At 46.2% G+C, this 21,076-nt stretch carries 24 protein-coding genes; 20 read left to right on the top strand and 4 right to left on the bottom strand.

Annotation, left to right across the window (positions count from 1 at the left end; translation table 11 throughout):
* The first annotated feature begins 67 nt into the window (after positions 1-67).
* The 8 genes from FRZ54_RS10950 (at position 68) to FRZ54_RS10985 (ending at position 4,753) form a co-directional block, all read left to right on the top strand.
* On the top strand, positions 68-298 hold the full coding sequence (locus tag FRZ54_RS10950) for a hypothetical protein (RefSeq protein ID WP_147031649.1): 231 nt from the start codon (positions 68-70) through the stop codon (positions 296-298).
* Positions 286-687, top strand: coding sequence for a type II toxin-antitoxin system VapC family toxin (locus FRZ54_RS10955; protein ID WP_228462689.1), 402 nt, complete (start codon positions 286-288; stop codon positions 685-687). The genes FRZ54_RS10950 and FRZ54_RS10955 overlap by 13 nt, the downstream gene beginning before the upstream one ends.
* 87 nt (positions 688-774) lie before the next feature.
* A complete protein-coding gene (locus tag FRZ54_RS10960; protein ID WP_147031650.1) occupies positions 775-2,643 on the top strand; it encodes a CocE/NonD family hydrolase in 1,869 nt (622 codons plus the stop codon).
* Positions 2,644-2,776: 133 nt separating this feature from the next.
* The gene (gene tnpA, locus FRZ54_RS10965) at positions 2,777-3,217 is read left to right on the top strand and encodes an IS200/IS605 family transposase (RefSeq protein ID WP_147031651.1); all 441 of its coding nucleotides are present in this window, start codon (positions 2,777-2,779) and stop codon (positions 3,215-3,217) included.
* Between the two features lie 66 nt (positions 3,218-3,283).
* Positions 3,284-3,664: a hypothetical protein gene (locus tag FRZ54_RS10970; protein ID WP_147031652.1), complete on the top strand. Its 381-nt coding sequence runs from the start codon at positions 3,284-3,286 to the stop codon at positions 3,662-3,664.
* Positions 3,618-4,061, top strand: a complete 444-nt coding sequence (locus FRZ54_RS10975) for a cupin domain-containing protein (protein ID WP_147031653.1) — start codon at positions 3,618-3,620, stop codon at positions 4,059-4,061. The genes FRZ54_RS10970 and FRZ54_RS10975 overlap by 47 nt, the downstream gene beginning before the upstream one ends.
* Before the next feature lie 3 nt (positions 4,062-4,064).
* The gene (locus FRZ54_RS10980; protein WP_147031654.1) at positions 4,065-4,409 is read left to right on the top strand and encodes a DUF1801 domain-containing protein; all 345 of its coding nucleotides are present in this window, start codon (positions 4,065-4,067) and stop codon (positions 4,407-4,409) included.
* The gene (locus tag FRZ54_RS10985; RefSeq protein WP_147031655.1) at positions 4,409-4,753 is read left to right on the top strand and encodes a DUF1801 domain-containing protein; all 345 of its coding nucleotides are present in this window, start codon (positions 4,409-4,411) and stop codon (positions 4,751-4,753) included. The genes FRZ54_RS10980 and FRZ54_RS10985 overlap by 1 nt, the downstream gene beginning before the upstream one ends.
* A gap of 12 nt (positions 4,754-4,765) precedes the next feature.
* Here the strand turns inward: FRZ54_RS10985 and FRZ54_RS10990 are convergent, their stop codons facing one another.
* Positions 4,766-5,224: a hypothetical protein gene (locus tag FRZ54_RS10990; protein WP_147031656.1), complete on the bottom strand. Its 459-nt coding sequence runs from the start codon at positions 5,222-5,224 to the stop codon at positions 4,766-4,768.
* Between the two features lie 118 nt (positions 5,225-5,342).
* On the opposite strand from FRZ54_RS10990, the gene FRZ54_RS10995 reads away from it, so the two are divergent.
* On the top strand, positions 5,343-5,771 hold the full coding sequence (locus FRZ54_RS10995) for a hypothetical protein (protein ID WP_147031657.1): 429 nt from the start codon (positions 5,343-5,345) through the stop codon (positions 5,769-5,771).
* Positions 5,772-5,777: 6 nt separating this feature from the next.
* On the opposite strand, the gene purU is transcribed toward FRZ54_RS10995, so the two are convergent.
* Genes purU through FRZ54_RS11010 form a run of 3 tightly spaced genes read right to left on the bottom strand, consistent with a single transcriptional unit; the run spans position 5,778 to position 7,923 of the window.
* The gene (gene purU / locus FRZ54_RS11000) at positions 5,778-6,602 is read right to left on the bottom strand and encodes a formyltetrahydrofolate deformylase (RefSeq protein ID WP_147031658.1); all 825 of its coding nucleotides are present in this window, start codon (positions 6,600-6,602) and stop codon (positions 5,778-5,780) included.
* Positions 6,603-6,646: 44 nt separating this feature from the next.
* Positions 6,647-7,348 (bottom strand): hypothetical protein, encoded by a 702-nt coding sequence (locus tag FRZ54_RS11005; RefSeq protein ID WP_147031659.1) that lies wholly within the window; start codon positions 7,346-7,348, stop codon positions 6,647-6,649.
* Positions 7,348-7,923 carry a thioredoxin family protein gene (locus tag FRZ54_RS11010; RefSeq protein ID WP_147031660.1) on the bottom strand — a complete coding sequence of 192 codons (576 nt, stop codon included), beginning with the start codon at positions 7,921-7,923 and terminating at the stop codon, positions 7,348-7,350. The genes FRZ54_RS11005 and FRZ54_RS11010 overlap by 1 nt, the downstream gene beginning before the upstream one ends.
* A 230-nt stretch (positions 7,924-8,153) precedes the next feature.
* On the opposite strand from FRZ54_RS11010, the gene mraZ reads away from it, so the two are divergent.
* The 11 genes from mraZ to FRZ54_RS11065 all read left to right on the top strand — a co-directional run bounded on the left by mraZ (position 8,154) and on the right by FRZ54_RS11065 (position 21,076).
* Positions 8,154-8,618: a division/cell wall cluster transcriptional repressor MraZ gene (mraZ, locus tag FRZ54_RS11015; protein ID WP_147031661.1), complete on the top strand. Its 465-nt coding sequence runs from the start codon at positions 8,154-8,156 to the stop codon at positions 8,616-8,618.
* Positions 8,611-9,513, top strand: a complete 903-nt coding sequence (rsmH, locus tag FRZ54_RS11020; protein WP_147031662.1) for a 16S rRNA (cytosine(1402)-N(4))-methyltransferase RsmH — start codon at positions 8,611-8,613, stop codon at positions 9,511-9,513. Before mraZ ends, rsmH begins: the two co-directional genes overlap by 8 nt.
* Positions 9,510-9,923 carry an FtsL-like putative cell division protein gene (locus FRZ54_RS11025; RefSeq protein ID WP_147031663.1) on the top strand — a complete coding sequence of 138 codons (414 nt, stop codon included), beginning with the start codon at positions 9,510-9,512 and terminating at the stop codon, positions 9,921-9,923. The genes rsmH and FRZ54_RS11025 overlap by 4 nt, the downstream gene beginning before the upstream one ends.
* Entirely contained in the window at positions 9,913-12,042 is a 2,130-nt protein-coding gene (locus FRZ54_RS11030) for a penicillin-binding protein (protein ID WP_147031664.1), read from the top strand. Before FRZ54_RS11025 ends, FRZ54_RS11030 begins: the two co-directional genes overlap by 11 nt.
* Positions 12,039-13,499 carry a UDP-N-acetylmuramoyl-L-alanyl-D-glutamate--2,6-diaminopimelate ligase gene (locus FRZ54_RS11035; protein WP_147031665.1) on the top strand — a complete coding sequence of 487 codons (1,461 nt, stop codon included), beginning with the start codon at positions 12,039-12,041 and terminating at the stop codon, positions 13,497-13,499. Before FRZ54_RS11030 ends, FRZ54_RS11035 begins: the two co-directional genes overlap by 4 nt.
* A gap of 164 nt (positions 13,500-13,663) precedes the next feature.
* Entirely contained in the window at positions 13,664-14,905 is a 1,242-nt protein-coding gene (gene mraY, locus FRZ54_RS11040; protein WP_147031666.1) for a phospho-N-acetylmuramoyl-pentapeptide-transferase, read from the top strand.
* Between the two features lie 71 nt (positions 14,906-14,976).
* Positions 14,977-16,326 (top strand): UDP-N-acetylmuramoyl-L-alanine--D-glutamate ligase, encoded by a 1,350-nt coding sequence (gene murD, locus FRZ54_RS11045; RefSeq protein WP_187359810.1) that lies wholly within the window; start codon positions 14,977-14,979, stop codon positions 16,324-16,326.
* 119 nt (positions 16,327-16,445) lie between these two features.
* Positions 16,446-17,606, top strand: a complete 1,161-nt coding sequence (locus FRZ54_RS11050; RefSeq protein WP_147031667.1) for an FtsW/RodA/SpoVE family cell cycle protein — start codon at positions 16,446-16,448, stop codon at positions 17,604-17,606.
* 93 nt (positions 17,607-17,699) lie between these two features.
* A complete protein-coding gene (gene murG, locus FRZ54_RS11055; protein ID WP_147031668.1) occupies positions 17,700-18,818 on the top strand; it encodes an undecaprenyldiphospho-muramoylpentapeptide beta-N-acetylglucosaminyltransferase in 1,119 nt (372 codons plus the stop codon).
* 52 nt (positions 18,819-18,870) lie between these two features.
* Positions 18,871-20,226 carry a UDP-N-acetylmuramate--L-alanine ligase gene (murC, locus tag FRZ54_RS11060; RefSeq protein WP_147031669.1) on the top strand — a complete coding sequence of 452 codons (1,356 nt, stop codon included), beginning with the start codon at positions 18,871-18,873 and terminating at the stop codon, positions 20,224-20,226.
* On the top strand, positions 20,219-21,076 hold the full coding sequence (locus FRZ54_RS11065) for a cell division protein FtsQ/DivIB (protein WP_187359811.1): 858 nt from the start codon (positions 20,219-20,221) through the stop codon (positions 21,074-21,076). The genes murC and FRZ54_RS11065 overlap by 8 nt, the downstream gene beginning before the upstream one ends.

Genomic DNA, 21,076 nt, shown 5'->3' on the forward strand with positions numbered 1-21,076 from the left:
AAGACAAGGCAAGTTGATTTACTTGCCTTTTTTCATTTATTCACGTAACTTTATAAAAAGTTGAATTATGCCCGAAGTGATCATTAAATATAAGAAACCCGAGACCTTGAAAATCCTTAAAGGGTTGGCTAAGTATTTCGATTTTAAGGTTTCTTCACCAAAAGATAAGCAGAAAAAATCACTCGACGATATAATAATACCGGGAGATAAAACACTTGACATTTCGTCTTTAAATCAAGTTTTTACAGGAAAAAACCTGGATGCGAAGGAATTAAGAAAAGAAATGTGGAAAAGGTAATCTGCGATACCGATGTGTTGATCGATTATTTTGATAGCACAAAACCAAGACACCAATCAACTAAACAAATATTAGAATCCGAAATAGGCATCGACAATATTGTGCTATCAGCAATCACTAAAATGGAATTGATTGCAGGTGCAGCTAATAAAGCCGAATTAAAGTTATTGAATAGGAAAGTCTATCGATTTGATATTTTGTTAATCAATTCTGAAATTACATCTATTGCCTTAAAGCTGGTAGAGGATTATAGATTAAGCCATAAAATCGATATTCCGGACGCCATCATTGCAGCAAGTGCCTTATATGCTAATCTTAAACTATTTACTTATAATCTGAAAGACTACAGGTTTATAGATAATTTGGCTTTGTTCAGCATCGCAGCTTAAAAAAGTAACAACTTTGTGACGCCCCGATTTATTGGGGCGTTTTTGTTTTATTGCCTACTTTTATCTTTCAATTCTCAAAATTAACTAATGAAACGAATACTGCTTTTCGCTTTCAGCTTTACGCTTTTAGCTTTCTGCTCCAACGCCCAGCCCAATAATTCTGATGCAGAATATGTAAAGGCAAACTATACCAAATACGAGTATCAAATACCCATGCGCGATGGCAAAAAGCTGTTCACCTCGGTTTACGTGCCCAAGGACCAGTCGAAGAAATATCCCATCATGATGGACCGCACGCCTTACAGCGTAGCACCGTACGGAGCCGACAGGTACAAAGGCTCATTGGGCCCGTCGTCGCTGTTTCTGCACGATGGTTTTATTTTTGTTTACCAGGATGTACGCGGCCGTTGGATGAGTGAAGGCACGTTTGAGGAAATGACGCCCGAAAAAGAAGTGCACAAAACCAAAAATGATGTGGACGAGGGTACCGATACCTATGACACCATCGACTGGCTGATCAAAAATATAAAGAATAACAATGGCAAGGTAGGCGTGTGGGGAATATCCTATCCCGGATTTTTCACTACGGCCTCATTATTGAGCCGTCACCCGGCCTTAGCTGCAGCGTCTCCCCAGGCGCCCATGGCCGACCTGTACCGGGACGATGCTTTTCATAACGGTGCTTTTATGCTGGCTGCTAATTTTGGTTTTTATCCTTTTTTTACAAACCGGCAGGATGACAAGCCTACCCAGCGCCAGGGCGGACGTTTGAATTACGGCACCGCCGATGGTTACGAGTTTTATATGAACATGGGTGCGGTAAAGAACTCGAACGATAAGTATTACAAGGATACCATCCGCCTTTGGAACGAAATGCTCGATCACCCTGATTACGACCAGCATTGGAAGGACCGCAATGTGCTGTATCACCTGCACGATATTAAGACCCCTACGCTTGTCACCGGCGGCTGGTATGATGCCGAGGACCTGTATGGAGCGATAAATACCTATAAAACCCTGAAAAAAGAGAACCCGAATACCCCCATCTATTTTACCATGGGCCCCTGGGTGCACGGCGGCTGGTCGCGGGGCGACGGCGACCATTTAGGCGATGTTGATTTTGGCGGCCCCACGGGGCCATTCTATCGCGACAAAATAGAGTTCGCGTTTTTTAGCCATTACCTTAAGGGCACGGAGTTGGACCTGAAACCGGTATCGGCTTTTGAGACCGGCGTAAACCAGTGGAAAACCTATAACACCTGGCCGCCTAAGGAAGCAGAAGACAAAAACCTGTACCTTTTGCCGGGTGGTAAGCTTTCTTTCGATGCGCCGGCGGGAGATAAAGATACTTTTGACGAATATACATCCGATCCTGATAAACCTGTGCCCTTTATAGATGGTATCGACCTGGGTATGAAGCGCGAATACATGGTTGGCGACCAGCGCTTTGCCGCCCGCCGGCCCGACGTGCTGACCTACCAGACCGATGTGCTGGACCATGATATAACGCTTGCCGGTAACATTTGGGCCAACCTGAAGGTGGCCATTACCGGTACAGATGCCGACTGGGTGGTAAAAGTGATAGATGTTTACCCGGATTCGGCCAAAAACAACAAGTTTACGGCTAAGGGCACCTATATGTCCAATTACGAGCAGATGGTACGCAGCGAGGCCATGCGCGGTAAGTTTCGCAACGATTTCGGCAAGCCCGAGGCCTTTGTGCCAGGCCAGGTTACGCCGGTGAACTTTGAGCTGCAGGATGTATTGCACACCTTTAAAAAAGGGCACCGTATTATGGTGCAGGTGCAAAGCACCTGGTTCCCGCTCATCGACCGCAATACGCAGCAGTTCCAGGATATTATGAAGGCAAAGGATACCGACTTTAAAAAGGAAACGCACAAGGTTTACACCTCCAAAGAGCATCCGAGCTATTTGAAGGTTAGGGTGATGGAATAACTGTCGATAAAATGATGCATTGTATAGCGATGGGTTTCAAACCCATCGCTATATTTGTTATAATAGTAAAACCACCGCCTAAGGCGGTAGGTAAGGTGTGAAGGCTAGGCCAGAAACCGCTATCTTAATATTTGTGACGAAATACAGGAAATTATCTCATAGCTTTTACTATTGTGTTTACCATGTTGTGTGGACGCCGAAATATCGCTTCAGGGTATTAACAGATGTGGTGGCCGATACATTGGAGAATAAGATTCGAGCAATATGCGGATGGAAAGAAGTGGAGATATTGGAGATGAATATTCAAGCCGATCATGTTCACATGGTTTGTAGCATCCCGCCAAAGATGAGTGTGAGTGATTTCATGGGGATATTAAAAGGTAAAACAGCACTAATGATGTTCAGTAATTATCCGAGTTTGCGCAAGAAACCATATTGGGGTAATCATTTTTGGAGTAGAGGTTATTTTGTAAGTACGTTAGGTGTAGATGAAGAACGGATAAAGAACTATGTAAAATATCAGGAAACAGAAGAGCGGAAAGAAGACGGAACAACTGACCTGAAATTGTTTTGACGACCATCCCCTTTCAGGGGTTAGGATAAAGCCCCCACCTTAGGTGGGGGTTGTTTACTTATGATCGTGGATAGATTCGAAAAGATAATAGACGTAATTAAGCAACAAGCCGAAGCGTTTTTGCTGGATGCCGGGGAGTTCTATCCATTTGGCACAAGCATACGGCAGGATAATAAAATGACACCCATTGGAGCCTACATCGAGGCAAATGAAAACCGCCCGGAATCGCAGCCACTGATAGATTTGCTACATAGGAGTATAACGAAGGAGATTGAAATAGGTAATTATACCGTCGGCGCATTAGCTTATGAGATACTAATGAATAAAAATGACAAAAAATTTGATGCGATGGCTGTACGTATTTATGAGAGTGATAAATTCGTAGAAAGGTATTTCAAATATGATATCCAGGAAGATCACGTCAAATTTTTGGAAGTTGAGTCTTAGCGATTCGGCTCTCACTACCCTTTTTATACTAACATCCATTCCCGCTTTCTCCCAATCCCGCCAACCCTACATTTTCGAACATGAGAAAGACATCGCCAAAAACGAACCCGGCCCGCATAACGGCGGGGGCAAAACCGTGGGGTATAGCTTTTTCGCCAAAGCCGATAGCTTGAAAAATACCTTTCGCAAACGGGTATTGCATCCGGGCGCGGCAGTGGGTTACCATTTGCAGGAAGTAGACGAGGTGTATTACATCGTGAGCGGTACGGGCGAAATGCAGATGAACGGCAAGACCTTTCCTGTAAAAGCCGGGGATGCTATCCTTACCCGTCCAGGAAGTTCACATGGCTTAAAACAAACCGGCAAAGCCGACCTGGTTATTATTATAACTTATTAAGGTATGCAGGAGCTTGATCTTTTCTATCTCCAACTGGAAGAGCCGAATAAAAGTTCCCTGTCAACCCTGCGGCAACATATACTGGCATTTGACAGCCACGTAACCGAAGCCTGGAAATTCAACATGCCATTCTTCTTTTATAAAGGGAACCGTTTCTGCTATTTTAAGGTCGGCCGGAAACTGGGTACGCCTTACCTTGGATTTAACGATGGTAAATGGATAGATCACCCCGAATTGGTTTTTGAGGAACGGTCCCGAATTAAGATTTTTATGGTCGACCCAAACCGCGAACTGCCGGTTGAAACTATCAATTCCATTTTGAAAGCAGCTATTGCCATTTACGACTGATGCGGGAAATTGATTATTACTTTTTGCAAAAGGATGAGCCTGTAAAAAGCTGCCTGCTGTTTCTGCGCGACCATATTCTTGACTATGATGAAGGCATCACAGAGGCCTGGAAATACCGGATGCCGTTTTATTGCTATAAAGGAAAGATGTTTTGCTACCTGTGGACACATAAAAAAAATGGCCTGCCTTATATAGGTATTGTTGAAGGACGAAAGATCGATCACCCTTTGCTGATACAGGAAGAAAGGGCGCGGATGAAGATCATGCTGATCGACCCAACCCGCGACTTGCCATTGGAAACTATTGGTAATATATTGAAAACGGCTATTGAACTTTATGAATAAAATATCTGGAAGTTACTCCTTTATAAAGACATCTTCATTAATTATCGTTTGATTGTTATAGTAAGCCGTGTCAGTCAATGTTAGCTTTAGTTTGTTGCCATTAGTACTAAATTCCCCATGTACAGGTTTTATAACATCAGCATACTTAATGTAAATAACATTGTCGTTGCGTACATATGTGACATTGATTGTATCAGTCCCGGGTTGGTTAAATGAGACATTATGTGCATCATTGATCCAGCAGGTTTCAGCATCATTCCAGGTGAGCATTGCTTTTCCATTTTGCTCAATGATAAGATGGTCATTGAGCACACAAGGATAATCCGAAGCCAAAAATGTAAAGGTGTTGGTTCTTCCCGAGAAATAAACCCACGACCCATTAATATTATATTCAGGGGCTTGGTTTTTATTTTTTTTACAACTAGCCAAGATAGACAACGAAAACAAAAGCAGTGATAAGGTTTTTTTCATGGAATTAAAATTAAAGAATTAACAAGAGAATGTCAAACAGTTTTATAGCTGTATAAATAAATTTCAACCTGTAGCACAACCCAATATTATCGCGTAATGTATTATAAACCTATGTGTTATGAGCCATAAATTCGCAATACTGATCCTGGTATCCATAGTGCTTGCATCGTGCAAACCGTTGGGAGATCAAATGGAAAGGCCTGCCTGTGCTACGCAGGCCTGTACCAAGGAATTCCGGACGGTTTCGATGAAGTTTCTTGACAAGGACGGCAACCAGGTAACAGTGGATAATTATAAAGCTACCAATATGCGCACCGGCGTTTTACTACACGATAACAGCATTCTGGTTCCCGGCGTATATCCGCCTTATTATAATGTTGCGGATGATAGCGATCTGGATAAATTATCCGATAATGGCGACGACGTTGAAGTATCGGGTACTTATTCGCTAACAGGGGAAACAAAAACGGCTGTTGTGAAGGTTTCGGGCGGCTGCAACTGCCACGTGGGCAGGGTGTCCGGCCCCGACTCGCTAAAATTCAATTAAGTTTTGTTATTCAAGTACCACCGTTTTGTTTTTACAGATAAAAACACGGTCGTCAAAAACCATCCTTAGCGCCTTCGCCAACACAGCGGTCTCTATTTCTTTACCTGCTTTCACCATATCCGATGCGGTGAACGAATGATCGGCGGATATGATCTGTTGCGCAATAATAGGACCCTCGTCCAGTTCGTCGGTTACAAAGTGGGCCGTAGCGCCTATCAGCTTTACGCCGCGCTCGTAAGCCTGCCGGTACGGGTTGGCGCCGGCAAATGCCGGTAAAAATGAGTGATGTATATTGATGACCTGGTTAGGGAAACGGCTTACAAAACCGGGCGATAAAACGCGCATGAACTTTGCCAGCACGATATAGTCATGCTCGTATCGCGAGATAATGCCGAGTATACTACTTTCTGCCTCTTCTTTAAAATTTTCGAAAGGCACGTGATAAAATGGGATATCAAAGCGGCGGCAAATATCCGCCAGGTTGGTGTAGTTGCCGATAACACACTGCACCGATGCGCCCAGGGTCTTGAAATGGTTCCGCACCAATATATCTGCCAGGCAGTGGTACTCCTTCGTTACCATCACAATGGCTTTCTTTTCGGGACTGGGGTTCACCCGGACTATGGCCCCCTTGGGCAGCAATTGCTGTAGTTTTTGTTCCAGCGAAACATCATCAGGCTGGTCAGTTACTTCAAGCCGCATAAAGAACATGTTTTCGCCCTTGTCCACATGCTCGTGCATGGATACGATGTTCAGATTCTCGTTCGCCAGCAACCCCGATATCTTCGCAACCAGGCCCACCTGGTCGGTGCATTGTATTACGATGATCATGGGGTCAAATAAAGCAAAATTATTGTAATTGCTTGCTATAGCGATCAATAGGTTACCCCGGTTGCGCTCCAGAACATTAAGTAACCGCCTTTTGATTTCCTTACAACGATACCCTTCAATTTTCTATGCGGATCAATACTCAATTTAAGCAGGTGAATATTGTGATGGTCTTTTTCGGCCATAACGCCGTTTTTACCCCATTTGGCAAGGTCGGTCGCCACGTAACCCACGTCGGGGTCCTTGAGCGAAATGTTATCGTAATAATCGGGTAATAAATGTTTCTTTGTTTCTGTTCCGTCGGTGTATACCAGGTCAAACTCAAGTGCCGACGGCCCCTCCGAGCTCGTCAGGCCAAGATAAATTGCGGCGTAGTGCTTCCGCGGGATATCGATCGAAAACCCGCCTTCGCCCGATACAAACCTGGCCTGGTTATGTACACTGTCGGCATTATTATAATGAAGCTGTATTGCCGGGTGCCACCGGCTTGAAGCAAAAACCGGGTTGTCGGGCAGGGCGTGTGTGGTGTCGTCCTTATTAAATAGGGCGGCCGCCCGCGTCAGGTATCCGTCCCCGTCGCCGTTACCATCTATTCCTTTGCTCCAGTTTATCAATTTGGCGCCTGTTAGCGTGGTAACCGGCCTGGCGTTCAATAGTTTTGAGATATCGATCTGGATTACACGCCGCTTTTGCTGTGCAAAACAACTGCAGGCAGCACAGGTAAGAACGATGACCGATCTAAACCGCATTAATTGGTCCCGGTTGCGGTTTTCACCGTTTCATTTTTACGGAATCGCGCCTTAATGGCCGCAAGTTCATCGTCGCTTAATTTTGATGTCGATCGTAACATCTGCGCAAAATAGTTCACTTCTTTTTCCAGCGCCGGGCAGCCCATGTTATTGTCTGCGTTCGGGTCGGCCAGTTTGCCGTTCTCGCGTATGTTGCTGTCTGTTATGGCGTTCCCCTTAGCGTCAAGGATGATGAAAAATGGCAGGCTCGAGTTTTTATCATCAAAATTTTTCAGTAATTCATCCGATCCGGGATTCTCCAGCGCTTTCTTGCCGGCGTTTTCCAGCACGTCCAGGTAGGCTATCACATAATTGTCGTCAAATAGCTTGCTGCAGGCCGGGTCGTTTATCGAAGCTTCCATTTTGCGGCACCAACTGCACCACGATGCATGGAATATCAGTAACACTTTTTTGTTCTCTTTTGCTGCTTTGGCATAGGCCTCTTTCATTATCGTTTCGGCAGGCTGCGGTGTGCTTTGTGCAAATGACTGATAGCTGAGTATAAGGGTTAGGGCGATGGTAAGGTATGTTTTCATTTAATAAATAAAAGTACGATAAAGCTATTCTTATTATAGGGTATTTGCAAACAGCCGGTTATGAATTCTGAAAAATGTGTTGTGTTAATAAGGTCACACTCAATCCAAAGTGGGAGCAAACTGAAGTAATTTATTGTTGAAAACTTTTTGGTGGGAAAAAATGGGAATTTGTGGGAAAAATTGAAAAAAGTAGTTTACTTTTACTCAGCGATAATACCGCCGAGTAGCGTATGGCCCATTTTTTAGGCGAATTTGAATGTAAACTGGATGTCAAAGGAAGGATGATGATCCCCTCGGGCCTCAAAAAACAGCTTCCTGAAGCTGAAAAAGAGGGCCTTGTGATCAATCGTGGCTTTGAAAAACACCTGGTCATTTACACGCGCAAGGAATGGGAAAAGATCGTCGAGGATTTGAGCAAGCTCAACTCGTACGAGAAGAAAACACGCGAATTCATCCGCTATTTTACCCGCGGCGCGTCGGAATTATCGCTTGATGCTGCCGGAAGGGTGCTTTTGCCAAAAAACCTGCAGGAATATGCGGGCATTACGACAGAGGTGGTTTTGGCATGTCAATTCAATAAAATTGAGGTTTGGGCCCAGGAGGCTTACGATACGCAACTGGATAACGAGCCCGAGAATTTTGCAAGGCTGGCCGAGGAAGTGATGGGCGGCGGAAGGAGGGGTGCCGATGAGTAGTTACCATACCCCGGTGATGTTGAAGGAATGTATAGAGGGGTTGAATATCCGGCCTGATGGTACCTATGTCGATGTGACTTTTGGCGGCGGCGGCCATTCCAGGGCAATTATGAAAAAGCTTGGTAAGAACGGCCGTTTGCTGGCCTTTGACCAGGATGCTGATTCGCAGAAAAACCTGGTAGACGACGATCGTTTTGAATTTATCGATCAGAATTTCCGCTATCTCAAAAACTTTTGCCGCCTGCATAATGCTATCCCGGTGAATGGCATACTGGCCGATCTTGGGGTTTCATCCTACCAGTTTGACCAGGCCGAACGCGGCTTTTCCATCCGTTTTGACGCTGAGCTGGATATGCGCATGAATCAAACAGGCTCGCTTACAGCAAAGGAGGTGGTTAATACTTATACCGAGGCTGACCTGCACCGCATATTCGGGATCTACGGCGAGATACAAAATGCAAAATCGCTTGCAAAAACTATCGTTACCGCCCGGCTTAATGCGCCGATCAATACGGTGGCCGATCTGAAAAATGCGATAGCCGGACTGATACCTCGCGGCAAGGAAAATAAATACCTGGCACAGGTTTTCCAGGCTTTGCGCATCGAGGTGAACCAGGAGCTGGAAGTGCTGAAGGATTTTTTGATTCAGTCGGCCGAGGTGCTGGTATCCGGCGGGCGCCTGGTGGTAATGTCATACCACTCGCTGGAGGACAGGCTGGTAAAGAATTTTATCGCCAAGGGGAAATTCAGCGGCGAAGTGGAGAAGGATTTTTATGGTAACGATCAGAAACCATTCGATGCGGTGAGCCGGGGAGCTATAACGGCATCGGATGAAGAGATAGAAAATAATAACCGCGCGCGCAGCGCAAAACTAAGAATAGCTGTAAAAAAATGACCAATCGTTTACGTACAGAAATTCAGGAAGAAGAAGTTGAAAAAGAACTGGTAGTCGAGGAAAAAAAACAGCCTGCAAAGGAAATTTCCGAGAGTGCCCTCTGGCAGCTTTTTAAAAAGAACGTCAATGCCGAAAAAGCAACGGACGCGCTGCCGTTTTTGCTTTTTTTGACGCTGTTGGGCATGATCTATATCGGTAACATGCACATGGCCGAAAAAAGCATCCGCGATATTGAAAAGATACAAAAAGAGGTAAAGGAGCTTAGCTGGGATTATAAAACAAGTAAAGCCGACCTGGCATTCAAAAGTACTTTATCCGAGGTGGCCAAACGTGCCGATACCCTGGGCATAAGGGAATCTGTTGTGCCACCGCAAAAACTGAAAGCAGAGGAGGTGAACGATGAGCATTAGGACCAACATATTAATGCGGGTTTACCTGGCGTTCGGGCTGATATTGCTGTTTGCCGGTGCGGTTGTGGTGCAGCTTTGCCGTGTTCAATTTGTGCAGGGCTCGAAATGGAAGGCCATGTCGAAAGCTATGTCGACCGAGTACATGAACGTTGAAGCTGCCCGCGGTAACATTTTTGCCAACGATGGCAGTTTGCTGGCAACATCGGTACCCGAATACGAATTGCACATGGATATGCTGGCCGGGGGTATTGAAAAAGACGATATTTTTAACGAAAAAGTAGATTCGCTGGCTGCCGCCCTTTCGCACTTTTTCGGGGATAAGTCGACCCGCGAATATCTGCACATGCTGCGCGAGGCCCGCAAAGACGGGGACCGTTACCAATTGATCAGGCGCCGGGTTACCTACCAGGAGCTGAAGGCTGTGCGCAAGTTCCCGATCTTCAATATGGGCAAATACAAAGGGGGCCTGATTGCGGTGGAACAAAACAAGCGCATCCTGCCATTCCGCGATTTGGCCGCCCGTACCATCGGCTATAAGAACTATAATTCTGTGGATGCTAACGGGAACTCCAGGCCGGTTGCTGTTGGCCTGGAAGGTGCCTATGCCGATTATATTAACGGTGAAAATGGCAAGCGGCTTATGCAGCGCATTGCCGGTGGCTCGTGGATGCCGGTGAATAACGGTGAAGAAGAGATAGCTCCAAAGCAGGGCGCGGATATTATTTCGACCATCGACGTGAATCTGCAGGATGTAGCACAGGCTGCGCTGAAAAAAGAAATGATGATAAGCCAGGCCGATTATGGCTGCGTGGCTTTAATGGAAGTGTCGACAGGTGAGATAAGAGCCATCGCCAATTTTACAAGAACAAAAGATGGCGATTATGCTGAAAGATTGAACTACGCTTTGGGCTACGCCACAGAGCCGGGTTCCACCTTCAAGCTGGCTACATACATGACCTTGTTTGAGCAACACAAGATCGATACAAGCTCAACTATTGATTGCGAGGGTGGCAGAAGTCATGTGCTGCCCGGTAATAGCAGGTATACGGTGACCGACGTAGAAGATAACCATGTCATAAGCGCGCGCCGTGCGTTTGAAGAGTCGTCGAACGTGGCAGCAGCTAAGTTTGTTTATAACGCTTTTCACGACGATCCGAGTGATTTTACCGATGCGCTGTATAGCTATCACCTGAATGATAAACTTGACCTGGATATACCGGGCGAAGGATCGCCGCTGATAAAAACACCAAAATCAAAAAGCTGGAGCAAGCTGACCTTGCCGCAAATGGCCTATGGTTATGAGGAAAGGTTAACACCTCTGCAAATGCTTACTTTCTACAATGCCGTTGCTAACGATGGCAAAATGATAGCGCCGATTTTTGTGAAAGAGATACGCCGCCTGAACAATACCGTAGAGCGCTTCAATGCAAGGGTGATCAACCCTAAAATTTGCTCGGACCGCACTTTGAAGATCATGCGGAGCTTATTGGAAGGCGTGGTGCAGGAAGGTACCGGGAAGAATGTCATCAAAAATGACCTCTACACCGTGGCCGGTAAAACTGGTACGGCACAAATAGCCAACGGAAGCGGCGGTTATGGTACGGTTAAAAAACACCAGGCATCATTTTGCGGCTACTTCCCTGCCGATCACCCCAAATACTCCATGATCGTAGTGGTTAGCAATCCGCAGGGCGAATACCTGGCGGCCAAAATAGCCGGACCGGTTTTCAGGGCCATAGCCGACAGGGTTTACTCCAGCGATCTTGAAATGAACCAAAGCGTTCCGTTACGCTACGTTGGAAACACTGGCTTGCCACAGACAAAGCGCGGTAACCATAAGGCTGTGCAGGAAGTGTTCAGCAAGTTGAACATAAAACCCTTGTATGCTTCCACTACGGCCGCTGTGGATACAACCAGCGGACTGGCATTCGAAGATGTTAAATATCAAAAAGGCACCGTGCCCGATGTTACGGGAATGGGCCTGAGCGATGCCCTGTATATTTTGGGGAATGCCGGCTATAAAGTGGTGGCGCGAGGCAGCGGAACAGTGATAAAACAATCAGTAACAGGTGGCAGTACCATACCTAAGGGTGCTAAATTAACTATAGAACTGCAATGAAGTATTTGAGCGACATATTAGATGGATTGGCCTTTACCGAGCTTCAGGGCAGTGCGGACATGGAGATCAGCGCGATCGTTTTTGATTCGCGTAAAGTGGAACCGAATTGCCTGTTTGTTGCCGTAAAGGGCACGCAGGTGGACGGGCACGATTATATAGAGCAGGCAATAAGCATGGGCGCCGTTGCGGTGATATGCGAGGAGTTGCCCGCACACGTAACCGGCGAGGTCGATTTTTTTATGGTCGCCGACTCGTCAATTGCGCTGGGCATAGTTGCCGCTAACTTCTACGATAATCCTTCATCAAAACTAAAGCTGGTTGGTGTAACCGGTACAAACGGCAAAACCACTATCGCAACCCTGCTTTATAAATTGTTTTACGACCTGGGTTACAAGTGCGGCCTGCTATCGACGGTTGAGAACCAGATAAACGGCCAGGTGGTAACGGCTACACATACTACGCCCGACCCGGTGGTATTGAATATGCTGCTGGCCGAGATGGTGGAAAAAGGCTGCGATTATTGTTTTATGGAGGTAAGCTCGCATGCCGTTGTGCAGCACCGTATCGAAGGGTTAAAATTTACCGGGGCGATATTCTCCAACCTGACACACGATCATCTCGACTATCATAAAACCTTTGACAGCTATCGCGATGCCAAAAAAGCATTCTTCGATTACTTACCGAAAAATGCATTCGCATTGACCAATGCCGATGATAAGAACGGAATGGTAATGCTGCAAAATACTATAGCCCATAAAAAGAGCTACGGTATGAAAAACATGGCCGACTATCGCGCCAAAATAATTGAGAACCAGTTCAGCGGCTTGTTTTTGAATATAGATGGCGAGGAAGTTTGGTTTAAGCTGGTCGGCACGTTCAATGCCTATAATTTACTGGCCGTTTATTCGGCAGCAATGCTGCTGGAGCAGGATAAGGCCAAAGTATTGGTGAGCCTGAGCAAACTGACTGGCGCCCGTGGCCGCTTCGACTATGTGATAGCTGCTAATGGCACCATCGGTATCGTCGACTATGCGCATTCTCCGGATGCTGTACAAAATATATTAAGCACTGTGCACGACGTGCGCAAAGGCAAAGAGAAAGTGATCACGGTTTTGGGCTGCGGCGGCGACAGGGATAAAACCAAACGCCCGATAATGGCCCGTGTAGCCTGCGAGTGGAGCGACAAGGTGATATTCACCTCGGATAACCCGCGTTCCGAGGACCCGGCACAGATCATTAAAGACATGGAAGAAGGCGTCGACCCGGCATTCAAGAGGCATACGATGAGTATTGTGGACAGGCGCGAAGCTATAAAGGTTGCGGTTAACCTTGCCCAACCGGGGGATATAGTTGTAATAGCCGGCAAAGGGCATGAAAAATACCAGGAAATAAAGGGTGTGAGAACCCATTTTGATGATAAAGAGGAGCTGATGGCCATTTTCGATCAGATGAAATAATGTGCAGATGCGCAGATTTCAAATGTGCAAATGAACTGATAACGATCATAAAAATGTTAGGGACGATAATTTCATCAGCGAAGTAAAAATGAGAGCCAAAATCTGCACATCTGCACATCTGCACATCTGCACATAAAAGTAGGATCTCGAATTAAAATAAGGATATGTTATATTACCTGTTTTCTTATTTGGAGAAGAACTTTAGCATACCGGGGGCCGGGGTATTTCAATACATCACCTTCCGGATGGCTATGGCGGTTATTACTTCGCTCATCGTTACTACGGTGTACGGTCGCAGGCTGATCGATTATCTGCGCTACAAACAGGTGGGCGAAACTGTGCGTAACCTGGGTTTGGAAGGCCAGATGCAAAAAGCAGGTACGCCAACCATGGGTGGCATCATTATCATTTTAGGAATAGTTATTCCTACCCTGCTATTCGCCAAGCTCGAAAACATCTACGTGATCATGATGCTGATCACCACGCTGTGGCTGGGCGCAATTGGTTTCCTGGATGACTACATCAAAGTATTCAAAAAGAACAAAGAGGGCCTCGCCGGCAGGTTCAAGATCATCGGGCAGGTTGGTTTGGCGCTTATTATCGGTTTTACCATGTACAGCGCGCCGGGCATTATCATCCGCCAGGAAGTAAAACCGCCGATAAAGTATAATGTACCCGTCGAGTTCCACATGAAAGGCAACAAGCCGGTGTACACACAGGATATACGCTCGACCAAAACGACGATGCCTTTTTACAAGAACAACGAGTTCGACTACAGCAAGGTGCTGACCGTTTTTGGCAAAGGCTTTGAAAAATACGGGCTCATCGTATTCATGTTCTTTACCATCGTCATCATCACCTTCATCTCCAATGGCGCCAACATTACCGATGGCATAGATGGCCTGGCGACAGGCACCTCAGCTATTATTGGTATTACGCTGGCGGTGCTCGCATACGTATCGGGTAACACGGTAATTGCCGACTACCTGAATATCATGTACATCCCCAACTCGGGCGAGATGGTGGTTTTTGCAGGTGCATTTGTAGGGGCGTGTGTTGGCTTTTTGTGGTACAATTCGTACCCCGCGCAGGTATTTATGGGCGATACCGGGAGTTTGGCTATAGGCGGTATCATCGCCGTGTTTGCCATCATGATACGTAAGGAACTGTTACTGCCCTTGCTCTGCGGCATTTTCGTTATCGAGAATTTATCGGTCATCATGCAGGTATCGTGGTTCAAATACACCAAAAAGAGATCGGGCGAGGGCCGCAGGATATTCCTGATGGCGCCGCTGCATCACCATTACCAGAAGAAAGGTTTCCACGAAGCAAAGATCGTAACCCGCTTCTGGATCATCGGTATCATGCTGGCGATAGTGACGATAATAACGCTGAAGTTGAGGTAGAGGAAAGAATCAGGAATCAAGAGACAAGAATCAAGACAATAACAATCGGTGCAATCAAAAAACTAAAATCGGTGGAATCTAAAACACAAAACAGACTTGTAGTACTCGGCGCCGGCGAAAGCGGTGCGGGGGCTGCATACCTTGCTCAACAGCAGGGCTATGATGTTTTTGTTTCGGATTTTGGGGCGATAGCCGATCAATACAAAAAGCAGTTACAGGATTGGAACATCCGCTTCGAAGAAAATAAGCATACGGAAGCGGAAATACTGAATGCGACCGAAGTGGTTAAAAGCCCGGGCATTCCCGAAAAAGCGCCTATCATCAAAAAATTAAAAGAAACAGGCGTGCCGGTTATTTCGGAGATCGAATTTGCCGGTCGCTATACCAATGCAAATATTATAGGTATCACAGGCTCCAATGGCAAAACCACCACCACCAGCCTTACCTATTTCATTTTAAAAAATGCGGGCTTGAATGTGGGTTTAGCCGGAAACATCGGCAAAAGCTTTGCTTACCAGGTGGCTACAGAAAAGTTCGACCATTATGTATTGGAACTGAGCAGTTTTATGCTGGATGATATGTTCCAATTCAGGGTAAACATAGCGGTGCTGCTGAACATCACCCCCGATCACCTCGATCGTTACGATTATAAGCTGGAGAATTACGCGGCATCCAAATTCCGAATTACGCAAAATCAAACCGGCAGCGACTACTTCATTTATTGCGAAGACGACCCGGAGACGCTAAAAGTAATGGAAGGCAAGAAAATAGAGGCACAACAACTTCCATTTTCAATTAAAAAAAAACTTTCACCGGGAGCATATCTCGACCAGGACCAATTAATTATACACATACTAAAAGAACATTTTCAAATGTCGATCAATGAGCTGGCCCTGCAGGGCAAACACAACATTTACAACTCGATGGCTTCGGGCATCGTAGCTAAAGTGCTTGAATTAAGGAACGAAACCATACGGGAGAGTATGGGCGGTTTCAAAAATATCGAGCACAGGCTGGAGTTTGTCGCCAAAATATCCGGCATCAGCTTCATCAACGATTCGAAAGCGACCAACGTCAACTCGACCTGGTATGCTTTGGAAAGCATGAGCACCGAAGTGGTGCTTATACTCGGCGGTGTTGATAAAGGCAACGACTATAGTATGCTTAAGGACCTGGTAAAGCATAAAGTAAAAGCCATTGTGTGTTTGGGTAAAGACAATCGCCGCATACACGACGCATTTGAAGATGATGTGGAAGTAATAGTAAACACGTTTTCGGCACAGGAAGCCGTGCAGGTGGCGTATCACCTGGCAAAAAAAGGCGATACGGTATTGTTATCACCGGCTTGCGCCAGTTTCGACCTGTTCAAAAATTACGAAGACAGGGGCCGGCAGTTTAAACAGGCAGTGAAGGAGCTGTAATGAAGCGTTAAACGTTTGACGTTGTACGTTATACGTAGAAAAAATGCCAAAACGTAATACGTAGAACGTATGACGTAAAACCAAAAGAGAATCGGTGTAATCAAAAATAAATCGGTGTAATCGTGAATAGGATATTAGACAATACAAAAGGAGATCGCTGGATATGGCTTATAGTCATCATGCTTTCGGCTATATCGCTGTTGGCGGTTTACAGTTCCACCGGTACGCTTGCGTTTAAGAGAGGTGTGGGAGTTGAGTCCATCCTGATGAAACACCTGGCGATGGTGGTTGGCGGCATTGCCCTGATGTATTTTTCTCATAAAGTTGATTATCGCTATTACGCAGGTATCTCCAAGTTGCTGATGATCATTACCATTCCTTTGTTGTTATATACGCTGGTTTTTGGGGCCCACATTAACAATGCCAGCCGGTGGATACCCATACCGGGAACAGGCTTGAGTTTCCAGACGTCCGATTTGGCCAAGTTGGCGCTCATCACCTACCTGGCTCGTACGCTGTCGCGGAAGCAGGAAAATATCAAGAATGTTAAAGAGTCCTTCGCCCCGATAATGGGAGCGGTTTGCGTGGTATTCGCTTTGATAGCCTGGGCCAATATGTCCACCGGGTTAATGTTATTTGGTGTAAGCATTTTGTTGCTTATCATGGGCCGCATCAGTATCAAGCAGATCGGCATCACCTGCCTGGCCGGCGCGGTATTGCTTGCTGGTATCATGTTTTTAGGTCCGCGCCGCCACATGTATGTAACCAGGATAAATACATTTATGCATCCCGAAAAGGTTGACCCGGATAAAGCTTTCCAGGCTAACCACGCCAAGATAGCGATAGCCAACGGCGGAATTTTAGGACGCGGGCCGGGTAACAGCGTCGAACGTAATTATTTGCCCGAATCTTATTCGGACGAGATCTACGCCATCATTGTAGAGGAATATGGTTTGATAGGTGGGATAACATTAGTGGGTATTTATTTGTTCCTGCTATACCGGTGTATCAAGATAGTGACCAGGGCGCCCAAAGCGTTCGGGGCTCTGCTGGCTGCCGGTTTAAGCTTCAGCCTGACGATACAGGCCTTCGCCAATATGGCGGTTGCGGTAGGGCTGGGGCCCGTTACCGGTGTGCCCTTGCCGCTGGTGAGTATGGGCGGTACATCGATATTATTTACGAGTGTGGCGTTCGGTATCATCCTGTCGGTAAGCAGGGATATCGAGGAGCCGAAGAAAGTAGTTGTAGGCGAAATAAGAGAAGTGGAAATGGCTGTATGATGTGCTGATGTGCAAATGAATAGGATAAAAAATAATGACTAATGACCGATGCCCAATGACAAAAAAGGGATCGGTGAAATCAAACTATAATCAGTGAAATCAGGACAAGGCAAAAGAATAATAATTAGCGGCGGTGGTACCGGCGGACATATATTCCCTGCGATAGCAATTGCTAATGCGCTGAAGAAACTTGATCCGTCGACCGAGATACTTTTTGTCGGCGCTTTGGGAAGGATGGAAATGGAACGTGTGCCTGCAGCGGGGTACAAAATTGTGGGATTGGATATAAGGGGCATACAGCGTAAGTCGTTATTAAAAAACCTGGCGCTCCCGTTCAAATTAATAGGCAGTGTAATGAAATCGATGCGGATCATAAAAGAGTTCAAACCCGACGCCGCTGTTGGCGTGGGCGGGTATGCCTCTGGTCCGTTGTTATATGCCGCCGGCTTGAAAAAGCTCCCCTACCTGGTGCAGGAGCAAAACTCGTATGCGGGGGTAACGAATAAGCGGCTCGGCAAAAAGGCTGCGAAAATATGTGTGGCATTTGACGGGATGGAGGAATTCTTCCCGGAAGATAAGATCGTAAAGACCGGCAACCCGGTGCGCAGGCAGTCGGTTGAAATTGAAGGGAAACGGGAAGAAGCATTTAAGGAATTCAAATTATCGCCTGATAAGAAAACGATATTGGTGATAGGCGGCAGCCTTGGCGCACGCACGCTGAACGATTGCATCATAACCGACCTCGACCGGCTCGTCGCTGCTGATATACAGCTGATATGGCAAACGGGCAAGCATTATTATAAGGATATTGAACGGATACTGGGCGCAAATTACCATCCTAATGTTTGTATGCTGGAGTTTTTGAACCGGATGGACCTGGCCTATGCCGCGGCAGATATCATTATCTCGAGGGCCGGTGCCGGCACTATAGCGGAACTGTGCATTGTAGGTAAACCGGTGATACTGGTTCCATCACCGAACGTGGCCGAGGATCATCAAACAAAAAATGCCAAAACACTGGTGCAGTTTAATGCAGCCGAATACGTGGCTGACAGGAAAGCAAGCAGGAGCCTGGTGAATAAGGCAATAGCACTTTTGAACGATGACAAACGGCGGAAAATATTAGGCGACAGCATAAAAAAACTGGCCCTGCCGGATGCGGATGAGGTAATAGCGAAAGAAGTTTTAAAAATGGCAGGAGGAAATAATTAAGCAAAAGAAAGATCGGTGCAATCGGACCAGAATCGGTGCAAATCATAAGAGAATGGAACTGCAAAACATAAAAAGAGTATACTTGATAGGCATAGGCGGCATAGGCATGAGCGGCCTTGCCCGCTACTTTGCCCATTTGGGATGCATTGTTTGTGGTTACGACAGGACATCCACCGATCTGACAAGGGAGCTGCATAACGAAGGTATTCGCATTATTTATGATGATCGCGAAGATTGGATACCGATGAGTTTCCAAACCCCCGACGCCTGCACGCTTGTGATCTACACTCCGGCCATACCGCGCTTTTCTGAAATATTCAATTATTTCCGCGACCGCGGGTTTACCTTATATAAGCGGTCACAGGTGTTGGGCATGATCAGCAAAAGCAAATTTACCATTGCGGTTGCCGGCACGCATGGTAAAACCACCACCTCATGCATGATAGCCCATATCCTGAAATATTCGGGCACCGATTGCTCGGCCTTCCTGGGGGGGATTTCGTCCAATTACAATACCAATGTACTTTTTGGCAAAAACGACATTGTAGTGGTTGAGGCTGACGAGTACGACCGTTCGTTCCTGACCCTGTACCCCGATATAGCTGTCATCACATCGATGGATGCCGACCATTTAGATATTTATGGCAACCATAGTCAGCTTACGGAGTCTTTCAGGCAATTTGCATCGCAGATAAAAGCAAACGGAACCTTGATATTTCACGAGGACCTGCCCCTGATGAGCGGTATCACTTACAGTGCGAACGGCCCGGCCGATGTGAAGGCACAATATATCCGTGTAGAAGACGGTGATTTTTACTTTGATTTTAAGAACAGCGATACCGTTATCAATAATATTAAATTGGGTATCGCCGGTGTGCACAATATAGAAAATGCGACGGCGGCTATCGAGGTGGCGCTTAAACTGAGCATCCACCCTGACCTGATAAAAGGCGCCCTGGAATCGTTCAAAGGCGTAAAGCGCCGCTTTGAGTATATTGTAAAGTCAAAGGAGCATATCTACATAGATGATTATGCCCACCACCCGGAGGAATTGCGTGCGGCTATTACTTCGGTAAAAAGGTTGTACCCGCACAAAAAACTAACAACAATTTTTCAACCCCATTTATTTACCCGTACCCGCGATTTTGCCGATGGCTTTGCCGAGGTGCTGGATATGAGCGACGAACTGCTGATGCTGGATATTTACCCGGCGCGGGAGCTTCCTATTGAAGGGGTTAGCGCGGATATGATACTGGACAGGATGAAAATGTTGAATAAACGCAAATGTGGAAAACAAGAAGTTGTTGAGCTTGTGCGAATTGAAAAACCTGAGTTACTTTTAACAGTGGGCGCAGGCGATATCGACCAGTTGGTTCAACCCTTAAAAAACATATTGGAAAATGTTTAAGAAACGCATCTGGCGGCATATTTTAATTGGGTCGGCCTGGGTTATTACCCTGGGCGGATTGGTTGTGCTGATGAGTTTCATCGAGTTTAAAAAGGCGGGAGTGGTTTGTAAGGATGTAAAGGTTTATATCCCCGGCAATCAATATTTCATCGACAGGGAAGAGGTAGATAATATCCTGAAGATACACCGTCATAAACTGGTAGGTCGAAAGATGGATGAGATCGATATCCACGATCTTGAAGAAAAGCTGAAGGCAAACCCCTTTATCGAGTCAGCAATGGTTTACGCGGATATGGATGGGGTGATAAGGGTTAAAATAAGTCAGCGCCAGCCGGTGGTAAGGGTAATGAACCAGTTCGACCAAAACTTTTATATCGATCAGAACGGGCTCAAAATACCCTTGTCGGATAATTTTACCGCGCGGGTAATAGCGGCCAATGGTTATATCGACGAGATATTCGGCAAAAAGGTAGATACACTGCATACCGATATTGCCAGGCAGATATTAAAGGCGGCAAACTTTATCAGCCGCGATTCGCTTTGGAGCGCGCAGGTGGCGCAGATATACGTGAACCAAAACCACGAGATCGAACTGATACCCCGGGTAGGCACCAACCGCATTATGCTCGGTAATGCCGACTCGCTGGAAAGCAAGTTCGCTAACCTGTATACATTCTACAAAAAAGCCATACCGCAGGTAGGCTGGGACAGGTATAAAACTATCAACATCAAGTACGCCAACGAGGTAGTAGGTGTTAAGAGCGACAATTTTAAAAAGGATTCGCTGAAGGCTGTTGCCCGCGCCGATTCAATGAAACTTAAACAAGACACATCACAAATAGTAAATTAA

It is taken from the genome of Mucilaginibacter ginsenosidivorans (genome assembly GCF_007971025.1).
GTDB lineage: Bacteria > Bacteroidota > Bacteroidia > Sphingobacteriales > Sphingobacteriaceae > Mucilaginibacter > Mucilaginibacter ginsenosidivorans.